Here is a 13643-nt window from a genome sequence, read left to right on the forward strand (position 1 = left end):
CTGTTTTTACCGGGGCAGCGACAGCGCGAACGGCAGGCTCGCCACGCCGAGCACCGTCGACATCGTGACCAGCCCGGCGACGAACGGCCCGTTGTACCCCATGCGCGCAGCCAGCACATAGGCGCTGGAAGCGGTAGGCACTGCGGAGAAGGCCATCAGCACGCTGCCCTGCATGGCGTCCAGGTGCAATACCCGCGCCAGGAGCCAGCCGATCAGCGGCAGGACGAGGTGGCGTATCGACAGCACCGACACCGCAAGCAGCTTGCCGCGCGCGAGCGTCGCGAACTGCATGCCCGCACCCGCCGCCAGCAGGCCCAGCGCTAGCGATGCCGCACCGATCCGGGAGAGCGTTGGCGTGAGCCAGTCGGGCACTGCGATGCCGAGCAGGTTGACCAGCAGTCCGAAGGCGGTGGCGACGATCAGCGGATTGCGCACCAGCTGGCGCAGGAAGCCGCTTTGCGCGTGATGGGCCATCGGCCAGACCGCCGCCACGTTCATCAGCGGCACGCAGACGCCGATCAGCACGGCGATCAGCAGCAGGCCTTGCGCGCCGCCCAGCCGTTCGGCCAGGGCGAGACAGATGAAGGAGTTGAAGCGGAAGGCGATCTGCGCGCTCGCCGCGTGGTCGCGACGGTCGATGCGGCTGCCGATGCCGGGGATGTGGGGAATCGCATAAGCCAGCGCGACGCCGCTCAGCCCGACGCCGAGACCGCCGACCAGCAGATTCGATGTCGCACCGAAATCGATCGGGCTGCGGACGATCGAATGGAACAGCAGCACCGGGAACAGAAAGTAGTAGACGAGGCTCTCGACCTGATCCCATACCCGGCGGTCCAGCGCGGTGTAGCGGCACAGGAGCCAGCCGCAAACGATGAGGGAGAAGTCGGGGAAGAGCAGTTGCGCGTAGTTCACCGGGCGAGGATAAACCGCAGCACGGCGGGGTAATCCTCGTGTCTGACCTGCAGCTGAACCGATAGCATCCGTTCTTTCGTCTTTTTCGTCTTTCGTGAGGAGTCTCGTCATGCAACGTCGTCAATTCAACAGGCGCGCCGGTACCTCGGCGCTGGTCGCGCTGGGGGCGTTCACCGGCGCAGCCTTCTTCGTGGGCCCGGCCGCGGCCCAGGGCTATCCCAACAAGCCGATCGAACTGTCCGTGCCGTTCGCGGCCGGCGGCACGACCGACATCGTGGCCCGCGTGATTGCAGACCCGCTCGGACGCGTGCTCGGCCAGAGCGTGATCGTGGTGAACCGCCCGGGCGGCGGCGGCATCGTGGGTGCGGCGGAAACGGCACGTGCGGCGCCCGACGGCTACAAGCTCGGCATTGCGACGGTGTCGAGCACCGCGGCGAATCCGGCCATCAATCCGAAAGTGCCGTACGACCCGCTCACGGACTTCACGCCGATCATCAACATCGCCGCGACACCGAACATCATCGCGGTGAACCCGAGCTTCCCGGCGCGCAACTATGCGGAATTCGTTGCCGAGCTCAAGAAGAATCCCGGCAAGTACTCGTACTCGACTTCCGGCACCGGCGGCATCGGCCACCTGCTGATGGAGCTGTACAAGAGCCTGACGAACACCTTCGTGACGCACATCCCGTACCGCGGCGCCGGCCCGGCGCTCAACGACACGGTGGCCGGCCAGGTACCCATCATCTTCGACAACCTGCCATCGGCGCTGCCCTTCATCAAGGCCGGCAAGCTGATCCCGATCGTCGTCAGCGCACCGCAGCGCGTCGCGGCGCTGCCCAATGTGCCGACGTTCAAGGAAGTCGGGCTGGAGCCGGTCAATCGCATGGCTTACTACGGCATCCTCGGACCCAAGGGCCTGCCGAAGGAAATCGTCGACAGGATCAGCGAAGCGACGCGGAAGTCGCTTGCCGACCCGGCCGTGCGCAAGCGCATCGAGGACACCGATTCGGTGATCGTCGCCAACACGCCCGAGCAGTTCGCCGCGCAGATCAAGGCCGAATTCGAGGTGTACAAGCAGGTCGTGGCCAAGCAGAAGCTGAAGCTCGACTGACGTCCAGTCTCCGAAGCCGACGCCGCCTCTCGAGGCGGCGTTCTTGTTTGCTATCTTGCTTGCCTATGCTTACCGCGAACAACACGCCGAACACCCCGATCACCCCGCAATGGCCCGAGATCGACGATTTCATCGACGCGCTCTGGCTCGAGGACGGCCTTTCCCGCAACACGCTGGCTGCATATCGCCGCGATCTGGCGGTGTTCGCGCAGTGGCTTGCCGAGCATCGCAAGCTCGCGCTCGGCGCCGCGACGGAGCACGATGTGCAGGCCTACATGGGCGCGCGTTTGCTCGAGAAGAACAAGGAGGGCAAGAGCGGCAAGGCGACTTCGGCGAACCGCCGGCTGACGGTCTTCAAGCGCTATTTCCGCTGGGCGGTGCGCGAGAACCGTCTTGTCGCCGATCCGACGCTGCGGCTTGCGCCCGCCCGCCAGGCGCCGCGAGCGATCAAGACGATGAGCGAGAAGCAGGTCGACGATCTGCTGAACGCGCCGGACGTCGGCGAGACACTCGGCCTGCGCGATCGCGCCATGCTGGAACTGATGTATGCCAGCGGTCTGCGGGTGAGCGAACTGGTGGCGCTAAAGGTGTTCGAGCTGAGCATGAACGACGGCGTGCTGCGCGTGCTCGGCAAGGGAAACAAGGAGCGCCTCGTGCCGTTCGGCGGCGAGGCGCGGCGCTGGATCGAGCGCTACATGGAGGAGTCGCGGCCGGCGATCCTCGGCGGGCAGCAGACACCGGATCTTTTCGTGACCGCGCGCGGATCGGGCATGACGCGGGTGATGTTCTGGATCATCGTGAAGAAGCATGCCGCGACCGCGGGCATTCTTTCGCCGCTGTCGCCGCACACGCTACGCCATGCGTTCGCGACCCATCTGCTGAACCACGGCGCCGACCTGCGCGCCGTGCAGTTGCTGCTGGGCCATGCCGACATCTCGACCACGACGATCTACACGCACGTGGCCCGAGAGCGCCTGAAGCAGATGCATGCGCATCACCATCCGCGCGGGTGATCGAAGGTGGGTATCAGAACCGGTTGACCTTGATATCGGCCTTCAGCACCGAAGAGGCGAGATGGGTCGCATCGTGCAGTTCCTCGCTGGACAGTCGAACCAGCGGCTTTCCCATGTAGCTGATGTCGGCCATGGAGGAAATGGTGAGAACGCCGGGCTGGGCGCCTAGCTGCACGCTGAGAACGGGCTCCGACTTCTCGTTGTGGTGCGCGATGCCATGCTGTCCCTGATGCGCAAAGCCGAGCACGTCGAGAGCCCCTTCGTTCATGCGGGTGTGAAGCTGCTGGCACGTCGTCTCCAGAGCCTGTCTTGCTACGAAATCCCGGCCTGTGGGCTTCACCTGATGGTGCCGATGAACACCTCCATACATCTGGTCTTTGCCCGACTCGATGTTCGAGCGTTTGAACGTAGGCTTGTTGAACGCCGCGTCGGCAGCCGGCGTCTCGCTTTTGGACGGATTTTTGATCGACAGGGCAGGGGAGATGGATGCGGTGTTGGACATGGAAAAGTAGCTTGGCGCGGTTGAAGAACAGGCAGTCGACACGTCCGGAAAATCCATGCGTGTCCGCCAGCGCCAATGATCTTTGCGGCGTTGTCTCGCCCCGCTAGGACCTGTCCTAATCAGTCCGTCCGAACCAGATCCTGCAGCTCTTCATCCGTGAATCCCGCACGTGCCCGCGCCTCGAGGTTGAAAGGCGGCCGCAGACGCGGCGCCTCGTGCCGGCGGTACAGCACGCGGTAGTGCGCGATCGGGTCGAGGTCCTGTCGCTCGCAAAGCCATCGATACCAGTGGTTGCCGATGGCGACATGACCGACTTCGTCGCGCAGGATGATGTCCAGGATCGCGCTCGCCGCCAGCGCATCGGGCGTGCCGACGCGCGCCAGCTTCGACTGGATCTGCGGCGTGGCGTCGAGCCCGCGCGCTTCCAGGGTGCGCGGCACCAGCGCCATCCGCGCCAGCACGTCATGGGCGGTTTTCTCGCACATCGTCCAGAGGCCGTCGTGGGCGACGAAATCGCCGTAGTCGAATCCCATCGTTTTCAGGTGCGCGTGCAGCAGGGCGAAATGCTGGGCCTCTTCATCGGCGACGCGCAACCAGTCGCGGTAGTAGGCCTCGGGCATGCCGTCGAAACGCCAGACGGCGTCCAGCGCGAGGTTGATGGCGTTGAATTCGATGTGGCAGATCGCATGGATCAGCCCCGCCCGACCTTCCGGCATGAAGGGCGAACGCCGGCCGATCGCCATGGCGTCGATGCGCAGCGGTCGCTCGGGTCGTCCGGGAACGCCGGGCGGATCTTCGGGCGCAGCCAGCGCGACGTCCGGCATCGGCTCGGAAAGGCTGCGGGCGGCGAGTTCGCGCGTGGCCGCCACCTTGTCTTCGGGTCGGGTCACGCGGAGCGCTTCGAGTGCGCGGAGTCTGGGATGCATCCCTACAATTCTAGTTTTGACCTTCGGAGACAAACGATGGCACTGTATGAACTCGACGGCCAGGCGCCGCAAATGGGTGATGGCGCATGGGTCGCGGACAGCGCCCAGGTGATCGGCAAGGTGGTGCTCGGCGAGAACGCCAGCGTCTGGTTCGGCGCCGTGCTGCGCGGCGACAACGAGACGCTCGCCATCGGCCGCAACAGCAACGTGCAGGACATGTCGGTGCTGCATTCGGACCTCGGCAGCCCGCTGACGATCGGCGAGAACGTGACCATCGGCCACCAGGTCATGCTGCATGGCTGCACTGTCGGCGACAACTCGCTGATCGGAATCCAGTCGGTGATCTTGAATAACGCGAAGATCGGCCGCAACTCGATAGTCGGCGCAGGCAGCGTCGTGACCGAGGGCAAGGAGTTCCCCGACAACTCGCTCATCATCGGCGCACCGGCCAAGGTCGTGCGCACGCTCGACGACGCTGCCGCCGCCAAGCTGCTGCAGAGCGCCGAAAACTACGTCGCCAACAGTCGCCGGTTCGCCAAGGGCCTGCGCAAGATCGCCGATTGACACGTCCCCAGAAAGAAGGAAACCCCGTGAGCGAGCTGCATAAATTCCTGTTCGACGGCATGCCGGTCCGCGGCATGATCGTCCGCCTCACCGACGGCTGGCAGGAGATCCTGGCGCGCCGCGCGTCGAACACGGCCACCGGCGCGTATGCGCAGCCCGTGGCCGAACTGCTCGGCGAGATGACGGCGGCCGCCACGCTCATGCAGGCCAACATCAAGTTCAACGGCTCGCTGATCCTCCAGGTTTTCGGCGACGGACCGGTCAAGGTGATGGTGGCCGAAGTCAAGCACGACCTGGCCCTGCGCGCGACCGCCACGGTGGTGGGCGAGTTGCCGGCCGGTGCGCGCCTGCCGGACATGGTCAACGTCAACAACAAGGGCCGCTGCGCCATCACGTTGGAACCCAAGGGCCGCCTGCCGGGCCAGCAGCCGTACCAGGGCGTGGTGCCGCTCTTCGGCGATCAGGGCGAGAAGCTCGACAAGCTCAGCGACGTGCTGCAGCACTACATGCTCCAGAGCGAACAGCTCGACACCACGCTGGTGCTCGCGGCCGACGACAAGGTGGCCGCCGGCTTGCTGATACAGCGGCTGCCGGTGAAGGGCGAGGGCAATCTCGAAGGAACGTCGGAGCGCGATCGCAATCCGGAGAACGAAGACGAGATCGGACTGAACGAGGACTACAACCGGATATCGATCCTCGCGTCGAGCCTCACCCGCGACGAATTGCTGACGCTCGACGTCGACACGATCCTCCGTCGACTGTTCTGGGAGGAGAAGCTGCTGCGCTTCGAACCGCAGACGGGGCTCGAAGGACCGCATTTCGCATGCAACTGCAGCCGCGAGCGTGTCGCGGGGATGATCCGCGGACTCGGGATCGAGGAGGCCGAAGACATCCTGGCCGAGCGCGGCGACATCGAGGTCGGCTGCGATTTCTGTGGACGGCAGTACCGTTTCGATGCGGTCGATGCGGCACAGATATTCAAGCCGCCGGGCGACCAGATTCCGCCGACGACCACCGTTCAATAAGCCGGACCGATAAGCCGAACCGGAGCGCCGGGCGGCGCCTCAGGTCTTCCTGGCGAGCAGATCGGTGAACATGCTGTGTTCGCACACCGGGTCGGAGCATTTGTCGCATGACCAGCGCCATCCGCTCGAGGCCCGGCCCTCGGACTGTGCCGCAAGATTCAGTGCATTCCACGCACTTGCAAGCCTTTCTGCGCCACGCCCATGCACGACAGCGTACGACGCCGATGCGCGCCCCAGGGCAGCTCGCACCATCGCGTCGACCGGCTCACGCACGTGCGGCCCGTCGCGCTGCATGCCGTCCGCCACCCAGGGCAGGTCGAGCGCGGTCAGCAGCGTGACTGCGTAGCGACGCTGGGCGGCGAGCGCCCCGTCATAGAGCGAGCCGTCGTCGAACAGCATGTCGCTGTAGACGGCGGTCATCACGGCGGTGGTGTCGGCGACGACCACGCCATGTTCCGACGCTTCGGCGATGCGGCGCGTCTGCTCGTCGGCGATGCCGGCTTGTTCGGAAGGCCGAGGCGTGCGGCCTTCGCGTTCGCACCATTCGCGGAGATATTCGGGCACCAGCGTTGTCGCTATGCCGCGCTGATTCAATCGGGCGGCGAGGGCGACGGCAAGTTCGGTCTTGCCGGTGCTTTCCGCGCCGAGCACTGCGATCACGCAGCCGCGGACGAGAGTTGGCGTCATGGCATCAGGTCGTCAAGGGTACAAGCCGACGCCGCCAGGCCAGATAGCCGACGACGCTCAGCACGGTGAACACCGCGTACAGCGCAACGGTCAGCCAAAGTCCCTTGTGCACGAACAGGCCGACGCTGACGACGTTGACGGCGATCCAGACCAGCCAGTTCTCGATGAACTTGCGGCCCAGCAGAAACTGGCCGACCAGGCTGAGCCCGGTTGCGAAACCGTCCCACCACGGAACATCGGTGTCGGTGAAACGGCGGAGAAAGAGGGCGATGAGCGGCCAGGCGACGGAGCAGCCGAACAATGTCGCCGCGATACCCCGAGGGGAAAGCCGCGCGATTCGCAACGTGCTCGTTCCATCGACGGCGTCGCCGTCATGGCGGCGACCGCGCAACCACTGGAACCAGCCCCAGAGCGCGACCACCGCGAAGAAGATCTGCAGCGACGCGTCGCCGTAGATCTTCGCCTGCGCGAAAACGAAGAAATAGAGCAGCGAACTTGCGATGCCGAGCGGCCAACCCCAGTGGATTTCGCGCATGTTGCAGCCGACCATGACCAGTGCCATGACGGCAGCGATGAGTTCCAGCCACGTCGCCGGGGCGCCCCACAGAAAGAATGCGGGGGCGGAAAGAAAATCCGGCATCGGCGAACGATCAGCGGGTGATCTGTACGAACACTTCGTCCGGCTTGACCATGCCGAGTTCCTGCCGCGCGCGTTCTTCGACCATCTCCAGGCCTTCCTTGAGGTCGTTGACCTCGGAGGCCAGCCGGTCGTTGGCGAGCGAAGCGCGAGCGTTGGATTCCTTCTGCCGAACTAGCTTCTGCTCGAGCTGCGACACATCGCGCACGCTGCCGCGCCCTGTCCAGAGCTGCAGCTGAAGAATCAGCAGCAGCACCACCAGGACGACAGGAACGATGCGCAGGCGCACGGGGCTCGACTCCGCCGGATCAGCGCAGGTTGTAGAACGCGGCGCGGCCAGGGTAGCTGGCGATGTCGCCGAGGTCTTCTTCGATGCGCAGAAGCTGGTTGTACTTAGCGACGCGGTCCGAACGCGACAGCGAGCCGGTCTTGATCTGTCCGGCGTTCGTGCCCACGGCGATGTCGGCGATGGTCGAGTCTTCGGTTTCGCCCGAACGGTGCGAGATCACGGCTGTGTAGCCGGCCCGCTTGGCCATCTCGATGGCTGCGAAGGTTTCGGTCAGCGTGCCGATCTGGTTGATCTTGATCAGGATCGAATTGGCGATGCCCTTGTCGATGCCCTCCTGCAGGATCTTCGTGTTGGTGACGAACAGGTCGTCGCCCACCAGCTGAACGCGCTTGCCGAGGCGCTCGGTCAGATGCTTCCAGCCGTCCCAGTCGCCTTCGTGCATGCCGTCTTCGATGCTGATGATCGGGTACTTGTCGACCCAGGTCGCCAGCATGTCGGTCCAGCTTTCGGCGGACAGCGACAGGTTCTCGCCGGACAGCACGTACTTGCCGTCCTTGTGGAACTCGCTGGCCGCACAGTCCAGGCCGAGCGCGATCTGCTCGCCGGCCACGTAGCCGGCCTTGTCGATCGCTTCCAGGATCAGCTGGATCGCTTCTTCATGGCTGGCCACGCTGGGCGCGAAACCGCCTTCGTCGCCGACTGCCGTGCTGATGCCGCGGTCGCCGAGGATCTTCTTCAGCGCATGGAAGGTTTCCGCACCGTAGCGCACTGCTTCGCGGAAGCTCTTGGCGCCCACGGGAATGATCATGAATTCTTGCAGGTCGAGGCTGTTGTTGGCATGCGCGCCGCCGTTGATGACGTTCATCATCGGTACCGGCAGCTGCATGCCGCCCATGCCGCCGAAGTAGCGGTACAGCGGCAGACCGGACTCTTCGGCCGCGGCGCGGGCCACGGCCATCGACACGGCCAGTGTGGCGTTGGCGCCCAGGCGTGCCTTGTTGTCGGTGCCGTCCAGGTCGTTCAGCGTGCGGTCCAGGAAAGCCTGCTCGCTGGCATCGAGGCCGAGCACCGATTCCGAGATTTCGGTGTTGATGTTGTCGACGGCCTTCAGTACGCCCTTGCCGAGGTAGCGCGCCATGTCGCCGTCGCGCAGTTCGATCGCTTCGCGCGATCCGGTTGAAGCGCCCGAAGGCACGGCCGCACGGCCCATGGTGCCCGATTCGAGCAGCACGTCGCATTCGACGGTGGGGTTGCCGCGGCTGTCGAGGATCTCTCGGCCGACGATGTCAACGATTGCACTCATTGTTCAAGTTCTCCAGCTTTTTAAAAATTCAGAATTCGATGGGTGGCGAATTTACAGGCCTTCGACCACGATCATGCGCATGACCGCAGCGCCCTGGCGCGATTCGCGCGCCTTGCCGTATTCAGGCGAGTCGTTGAAAGCCTTGGCCGCTTCGAAAGAAGCGAACTTGAGCACGACGATCCGCTGCGGCTCCCAGTCGCCTTCGAGCACTTCGATCTTGCCGCCGCGCACGCACACTTCGGCGCCATGCGCCTGCATGGCCGCGCTCGACCACTTCTTGTAGTCCTCGTATTGCGTCGGGTTCGTGACTTCGACGTTGGCGATGATGTAGGCGCTCATGATTGAAAACTGTCCTCGAGAAATGCGTTCTTCTTGGTGACCGTGTCCAGCGCAAGCAACGTCTCCAGCAGCGCCTTCATGTGCTTCAGCGGCACCGCATTCGGACCGTCGCTCATCGCATTGGCCGGATCGGGATGCGTTTCCATGAACAGACCCGCCACACCCACTGCAACTGCCGCACGCGACAGCACCGGCACCATTTCGCGCTGACCGCCCGAACTCGTTCCCTGGCCGCCCGGCAGCTGCACCGAATGGGTTGCGTCGAACACGACCGGCGCGCCGGTTTCCCGCATGATCGCCAGCGCGCGCATGTCCGAAACCAAGTTGTTGTAGCCGAAGCTTGCGCCGCGTTCGCAGGCCATGAAGTTGTCCTCCGGCAGGCCGATTTCACGGGCGGCCGCGCGTGCCTTGTCGATCACGTTCTTCATGTCGTGCGGCGCGAGAAACTGGCCCTTCTTGATGTTCACCGGCTTGCCCGATTGGGCGACGGCGCGGATGAAGTCGGTCTGGCGGCACAGGAAAGCCGGCGTCTGCAGCACGTCGACCACTTTTGCGGCTTCGATGATGTCGTCTTCGCTGTGAACATCGGTCAGCACCGGCACGCCCAGTTCGCGCTTGACCTTCGCCAGGATCTCCAGACCCTTCTCGCGGCCCGGACCGCGAAAGGTCGTGCCCGACGAGCGATTCGCCTTGTCGAAGCTGCTCTTGAAGATGAACGGGATGCCCAGCGCCGAAGTGATTTCCTTCAGCTGCCCGGCCACGTCCATCTGCAATTGCTCCGACTCGATCACGCACGGACCTGCAATCAGGAAGAAGGGCTTGTCGAGCCCGATATCGAATCCACAAAGCTTCATGCGACGACTTTCAAACTTTTCTTCTCGACGCCCTGATGTTCCAGCGCGGCCTTGATGAACGCGTTGAACAACGGATGACCGCCCCATGGCGTCGACTTGAATTCAGGATGGAACTGCACGCCGATGAACCATGGATGCACATCGCGCGGCAATTCGACGATCTCCGTCAGGTGCTCGCGCTGGGTCAGCGCCGAGATCACCAGGCCGGCATCGCGCAACTTGTCGAGGTAATGCACGTTGGCTTCGTAGCGATGGCGATGGCGCTCGGTCACCACGTCGCCGTAGATTTCGTGCGCCAGCGTGCCGCCGGCGACGTCGGAGCTCTGCGCGCCCAGGCGCATCGTGCCGCCGAGATCGGATTTCGCATCGCGCGTTTTGACCGTGCCGTCGGTGTCTTTCCATTCGGTGATCAGCGCGATCACGGGGCAGGGCGTCTCGGGGTCGAATTCGGTGCTGTTGGCGTTCTTCAGGCCTGCGACATTGCGTGCGTATTCGATGGTCGCGACCTGCATGCCCAGGCAGATGCCGAGGTACGGAACCTTGTTCTCGCGAGCGAAGCGTGCGGTCGAGATCTTGCCTTCGACGCCGCGCTGGCCGAAACCGCCCGGCACCAGGATGCCGTCGTACTTGTTCAGGCGCGACAGTTCCTGCGGCGTGATCGTTTCCGAGTCGATGTACTCGATCTTCACCCGCGCATGATTTTTCATGCCGGCATGGCGCAACGCCTCGTTCACCGACTTGTAGCTGTCCGACAGGTCGACGTACTTGCCGACCATCGCGATCAGCACTTCGCGCTGCGGATGCTCGACTTCGTACACCAGGTCGTCCCAGCGCTTGAGCTTGGCCGGCGGCGTGTTGATGCGCAGCTTGTCGCAGATCAGGCCGTCGAGGCCCTGCTCGTGCAGCATGCGTGGCACCTTGTAGATGGTGTCGACGTCCCACATCGAGATCACGCCCCATTCGGGCACGTTCGAGAACAGCGAGATCTTTGCGCGCTCGTCGTCGGGAATCGGCCGGTCGGCGCGGCACAGAAGCACGTCGGCCTGGATACCGATTGCGCGCAGTTCCTTGGCGGTGTGCTGCGTCGGCTTGGTCTTGAGTTCGCCCGCCGCGGCGATCCACGGCACGTACGACAGATGCACGAAGGCCGAATTGTTCGGACCGCTGCGCAGGCTCATCTGGCGCACCGCTTCGAGGAAGGGCAGCGACTCGATGTCGCCGACCGTGCCGCCGATCTCGACGATCGCCACGTCGACCTCGTGCGTAGTGCCGATTCCGGCGCCGCGCTTGATGTATTCCTGGATCTCGTTGGTGATGTGCGGAATCACCTGAACCGTCTTGCCGAGATAGTCGCCGCGACGTTCCTTCTCCAGCACCGTCTTGTAGATCTGTCCGGTCGTGAAGTTGTTGGCCTTGCGCATCCGGGTGTTGATGAAGCGCTCGTAGTGGCCGAGGTCGAGGTCGGTTTCGGCCCCGTCGTCGGTGACGAAGACTTCGCCGTGCTGGAAAGGAGACATCGTGCCGGGATCGACATTGATGTACGGATCCAGCTTGATCAGGGTAACTTTGAGGCCGCGCGATTCGAGAAGCGCGGCGAGCGATGCGGAGGCGATTCCCTTGCCCAGGGAAGACACCACACCGCCGGTGACGAAGACAAATTTGGTCATGCCATTTCCAGACGTGCAAGTCCGGTCAGTGGGAAATCGGGATTATAGGTGGCGCGTGAAGCACATCACGGATAGCGACCGGGCAGACCCTTAAACTGCCGCGATGCAGCAACTCGACCTCACCGGCAAACACATCGTTCTCGGCCTCACCGGCGGCGTGGCCTGCTACAAATCGGCCGAACTCTGCCGGCTGCTGATCAAGTCCGGTGCCACCGTTCAGGTCGTCATGACCGACGCAGCGACGCAGTTCATTACCGCCGTGACGATGCAGGCGCTCTCCGGCCGGCCGGTCTACACCTCGCAGTGGGACGTGCGTCAGGACAACAACATGCCGCACATCAATCTCGGCCGCGAAGCCGATGCGATTCTGATCGCGCCGTGCAGTGCCGACTTCATCGCACGGCTGGTCGAGGGCCGCAGCGACGAGTTGCTGAGCCTGATGTGCCTGGCTCGCCCGACGGCGCAGGTGCCGCTGCTTCTCGCGCCGGCGATGAACCGCGAGATGTGGGCGCATCCCGCTACCCAGCGCAATCTGCAGCAGGTCGCCGTCGACGGCGCGACGATGCTGGGTGTGGGTTCGGGCTGGCAGGCCTGCGGCGAGACCGGCGACGGCCGCATGCTGGAGCCCGCGCAGATCCTCGAAGACCTGATCGCTTTCTTCCAGCCCAAGGTGCTGGCCGGTCAGCATGTTCTGGTCACCGCCGGACCGACTTTCGAAGCACTCGACCCGATCCGTGGAATCACTAACCATTCTTCCGGAAAGATGGGTTTTGCAGTGGCGCGCGCGGCGCGCGAGGCGGGCGCCGAAGTCACGCTGATCGCCGGACCGGTGCATCAGCCGACGCCGCGCGGCGTGCGGCGCATCGACGTGCAATCGGCGCAACAGATGCTGGATGCGTCGCTGAGCGCATCGCAGGCGGCGACCGTGTTCGTCGCGACGGCCGCCGTGGCCGACTGGCGGCCCGCGACGCCAAGCGATCACAAGATAAAGAAAGACGGCAGCGGCCAGCCGCCCGTACTGCATTTCGTCGAGAACACCGACATCCTGCTGACGATGGCGCAAAGCGAGCGTTCGCGCAGTCGAAAGCTGTTTTGCGTCGGTTTTGCGGCCGAAAGCGAAAACCTGCTCATGCACGCGCGGGCGAAGCGCGAGCGAAAGGGAATTCCGCTTCTGGTCGGCAACATCGGACCGCTGACTTTCGGGCAGGACGACAACAGTTTGCTGCTGGTCGACGCCGACGGCGAGCGCGAACTGCCGCGCGCGTCCAAGCTGACGCTGGCGCGCGCACTGGTCAACGAGATCGCGGTGCGTCTGCCCGCCTGGAGCCCAATGTGAATACGCAATGGAACACGCCGCCCGACGGTGATTTCGCCAGCTATGTCGAGCGGCTGTCGGCGAAATCCGCGAGAGCCCGGCGCATGTCGCAAGCGGACGGGGAACACAGCCTGGATGGCGGGCCGACGCAATCGCCCGTGACCGCGCGATCGAGCTATTCGACAGATGCGGACGATGCCGGCGCCACCACTGTTCCTCCCTGGCGCCGCGCCGGACAGCGGCTTCCGGTCAAGCCGCTGGTGTCGATCACGCCCGGCAGCAGCCCGGTTCCGTTCAAGATCGCGAAAATCGCCGCCGTGGCATGGGTTCTGGTGCTGGTTGCACTGATCGGCAGCGGCGCGGCTTTCGGCTTGGTAGTCGCAGTGGTATTCGCCGGGATCTGGGCTGCCAAGGGGCTGCGCAACTGGGCGATGCCGCAGGGCCACACGAGCTGGAGCGCCTGGTTGCGCAGCCAGACCACAAACAGATAAAGGCAGGT

The 13643-nt window shown here is 64.3% G+C and carries 16 protein-coding genes; 6 read left to right on the forward strand and 10 right to left on the reverse strand.

Features of this window, described 5'->3' with window-relative positions; all coding sequences use genetic code 11:
- Positions 1 to 6: 6 nt before the first annotated feature.
- The gene (locus ACSFA3_RS14570; RefSeq protein WP_435506155.1) at positions 7 to 912 is read right to left on the reverse strand and encodes an AEC family transporter; all 906 of its coding nucleotides are present in this window, start codon (positions 910 to 912) and stop codon (positions 7 to 9) included.
- 109 nt (positions 913 to 1021) lie between these two features.
- On the opposite strand from ACSFA3_RS14570, the gene ACSFA3_RS14575 reads away from it, so the two are divergent.
- Together ACSFA3_RS14575 and xerD are read left to right on the forward strand one after the other, a co-directional pair.
- Positions 1022 to 2023: a tripartite tricarboxylate transporter substrate binding protein BugE gene (locus ACSFA3_RS14575; protein ID WP_435506156.1), complete on the forward strand. Its 1002-nt coding sequence runs from the start codon at positions 1022 to 1024 to the stop codon at positions 2021 to 2023.
- A 65-nt stretch (positions 2024 to 2088) separates the two neighbouring features.
- Positions 2089 to 3036 carry a site-specific tyrosine recombinase XerD gene (gene xerD / locus ACSFA3_RS14580; RefSeq protein ID WP_435506157.1) on the forward strand — a complete coding sequence of 316 codons (948 nt, stop codon included), beginning with the start codon at positions 2089 to 2091 and terminating at the stop codon, positions 3034 to 3036.
- Positions 3037 to 3049: 13 nt separating this feature from the next.
- On the opposite strand, the gene ACSFA3_RS14585 is transcribed toward xerD, so the two are convergent.
- Together ACSFA3_RS14585 and ACSFA3_RS14590 are read right to left on the reverse strand one after the other, a co-directional pair.
- On the reverse strand, positions 3050 to 3538 hold the full coding sequence (locus ACSFA3_RS14585; protein WP_435506158.1) for a hypothetical protein: 489 nt from the start codon (positions 3536 to 3538) through the stop codon (positions 3050 to 3052).
- Between the two features lie 119 nt (positions 3539 to 3657).
- Complete coding sequence (locus ACSFA3_RS14590) at positions 3658 to 4464, reverse strand: ferritin-like domain-containing protein (RefSeq protein ID WP_435506159.1); 807 nt, start codon at positions 4462 to 4464, stop codon at positions 3658 to 3660.
- A gap of 36 nt (positions 4465 to 4500) precedes the next feature.
- Between ACSFA3_RS14590 and ACSFA3_RS14595 the strand changes: the two genes are divergently transcribed.
- Positions 4501 to 5028, forward strand: a complete 528-nt coding sequence (locus tag ACSFA3_RS14595; protein ID WP_435506160.1) for a gamma carbonic anhydrase family protein — start codon at positions 4501 to 4503, stop codon at positions 5026 to 5028.
- Between the two features lie 26 nt (positions 5029 to 5054).
- On the forward strand, positions 5055 to 6053 hold the full coding sequence (gene hslO / locus ACSFA3_RS14600) for an Hsp33 family molecular chaperone HslO (RefSeq protein ID WP_435506161.1): 999 nt from the start codon (positions 5055 to 5057) through the stop codon (positions 6051 to 6053).
- Positions 6054 to 6092: 39 nt separating this feature from the next.
- Here hslO and ACSFA3_RS14605 read toward each other — a convergent pair whose 3' ends face one another.
- From ACSFA3_RS14605 to ACSFA3_RS14635, 7 genes are read right to left on the reverse strand one after another with little or no spacing between them, the layout of a single operon-like run.
- Complete coding sequence (locus ACSFA3_RS14605) at positions 6093 to 6740, reverse strand: AAA family ATPase (protein ID WP_435506162.1); 648 nt, start codon at positions 6738 to 6740, stop codon at positions 6093 to 6095.
- A 4-nt stretch (positions 6741 to 6744) separates the two neighbouring features.
- On the reverse strand, positions 6745 to 7380 hold the full coding sequence (pnuC, locus tag ACSFA3_RS14610; RefSeq protein ID WP_435506163.1) for a nicotinamide riboside transporter PnuC: 636 nt from the start codon (positions 7378 to 7380) through the stop codon (positions 6745 to 6747).
- Positions 7381 to 7390: 10 nt separating this feature from the next.
- The gene (ftsB, locus tag ACSFA3_RS14615; RefSeq protein WP_435506164.1) at positions 7391 to 7666 is read right to left on the reverse strand and encodes a cell division protein FtsB; all 276 of its coding nucleotides are present in this window, start codon (positions 7664 to 7666) and stop codon (positions 7391 to 7393) included.
- 19 nt (positions 7667 to 7685) lie between these two features.
- Positions 7686 to 8969 (reverse strand): phosphopyruvate hydratase, encoded by a 1284-nt coding sequence (eno, locus tag ACSFA3_RS14620; RefSeq protein ID WP_435506165.1) that lies wholly within the window; start codon positions 8967 to 8969, stop codon positions 7686 to 7688.
- 51 nt (positions 8970 to 9020) lie between these two features.
- The gene (locus ACSFA3_RS14625; protein ID WP_435506235.1) at positions 9021 to 9311 is read right to left on the reverse strand and encodes a DUF1330 domain-containing protein; all 291 of its coding nucleotides are present in this window, start codon (positions 9309 to 9311) and stop codon (positions 9021 to 9023) included.
- On the reverse strand, positions 9305 to 10162 hold the full coding sequence (gene kdsA / locus ACSFA3_RS14630; RefSeq protein WP_435506166.1) for a 3-deoxy-8-phosphooctulonate synthase: 858 nt from the start codon (positions 10160 to 10162) through the stop codon (positions 9305 to 9307). Before kdsA ends, ACSFA3_RS14625 begins: the two co-directional genes overlap by 7 nt.
- Positions 10159 to 11829, reverse strand: a complete 1671-nt coding sequence (locus ACSFA3_RS14635; RefSeq protein WP_435506167.1) for a CTP synthase — start codon at positions 11827 to 11829, stop codon at positions 10159 to 10161. Before ACSFA3_RS14635 ends, kdsA begins: the two co-directional genes overlap by 4 nt.
- 103 nt (positions 11830 to 11932) lie before the next feature.
- On the opposite strand from ACSFA3_RS14635, the gene coaBC reads away from it, so the two are divergent.
- Both coaBC and ACSFA3_RS14645 read left to right on the forward strand, forming a co-directional pair.
- Positions 11933 to 13165, forward strand: a complete 1233-nt coding sequence (gene coaBC, locus ACSFA3_RS14640) for a bifunctional phosphopantothenoylcysteine decarboxylase/phosphopantothenate--cysteine ligase CoaBC (protein ID WP_435506168.1) — start codon at positions 11933 to 11935, stop codon at positions 13163 to 13165.
- On the forward strand, positions 13162 to 13635 hold the full coding sequence (locus ACSFA3_RS14645) for a hypothetical protein (RefSeq protein WP_435506169.1): 474 nt from the start codon (positions 13162 to 13164) through the stop codon (positions 13633 to 13635). Before coaBC ends, ACSFA3_RS14645 begins: the two co-directional genes overlap by 4 nt.
- Positions 13636 to 13643: the final 8 nt, after the last annotated feature.

It is taken from the genome of Variovorax glucosi (assembly GCF_051216695.1).
Taxonomy (GTDB): Bacteria; Pseudomonadota; Gammaproteobacteria; order Burkholderiales; family Burkholderiaceae_C; genus Variovorax.

Excerpts from the sequence above, each read along its gene's own strand:
- pnuC (WP_435506163.1), bottom strand. The coding sequence starts at position 7,380 with ATGCCGGATTTTCTTTCCGCCCCCGCATTCTTTCTGTGGGGCGCCCCG.
- ACSFA3_RS14635 (WP_435506167.1), bottom strand. The coding sequence starts at position 11,829 with ATGACCAAATTTGTCTTCGTCACCGGCGGTGTGGTGTCTTCCCTGGGC.
- ACSFA3_RS14590 (WP_435506159.1), bottom strand. The coding sequence starts at position 4,464 with ATGCATCCCAGACTCCGCGCACTCGAAGCGCTCCGCGTGACCCGACCC.
- eno (WP_435506165.1), bottom strand. The coding sequence starts at position 8,969 with ATGAGTGCAATCGTTGACATCGTCGGCCGAGAGATCCTCGACAGCCGC.
- ACSFA3_RS14585 (WP_435506158.1), bottom strand. The coding sequence starts at position 3,538 with ATGTCCAACACCGCATCCATCTCCCCTGCCCTGTCGATCAAAAATCCG.
- ACSFA3_RS14605 (WP_435506162.1), bottom strand. The coding sequence starts at position 6,740 with ATGACGCCAACTCTCGTCCGCGGCTGCGTGATCGCAGTGCTCGGCGCG.
- ACSFA3_RS14575 (WP_435506156.1), top strand. The coding sequence starts at position 1,022 with ATGCAACGTCGTCAATTCAACAGGCGCGCCGGTACCTCGGCGCTGGTC.
- kdsA (WP_435506166.1), bottom strand. The coding sequence starts at position 10,162 with ATGAAGCTTTGTGGATTCGATATCGGGCTCGACAAGCCCTTCTTCCTG.
- ACSFA3_RS14595 (WP_435506160.1), top strand. The coding sequence starts at position 4,501 with ATGGCACTGTATGAACTCGACGGCCAGGCGCCGCAAATGGGTGATGGC.
- xerD (WP_435506157.1), top strand. The coding sequence starts at position 2,089 with ATGCTTACCGCGAACAACACGCCGAACACCCCGATCACCCCGCAATGG.
- coaBC (WP_435506168.1), top strand. The coding sequence starts at position 11,933 with ATGCAGCAACTCGACCTCACCGGCAAACACATCGTTCTCGGCCTCACC.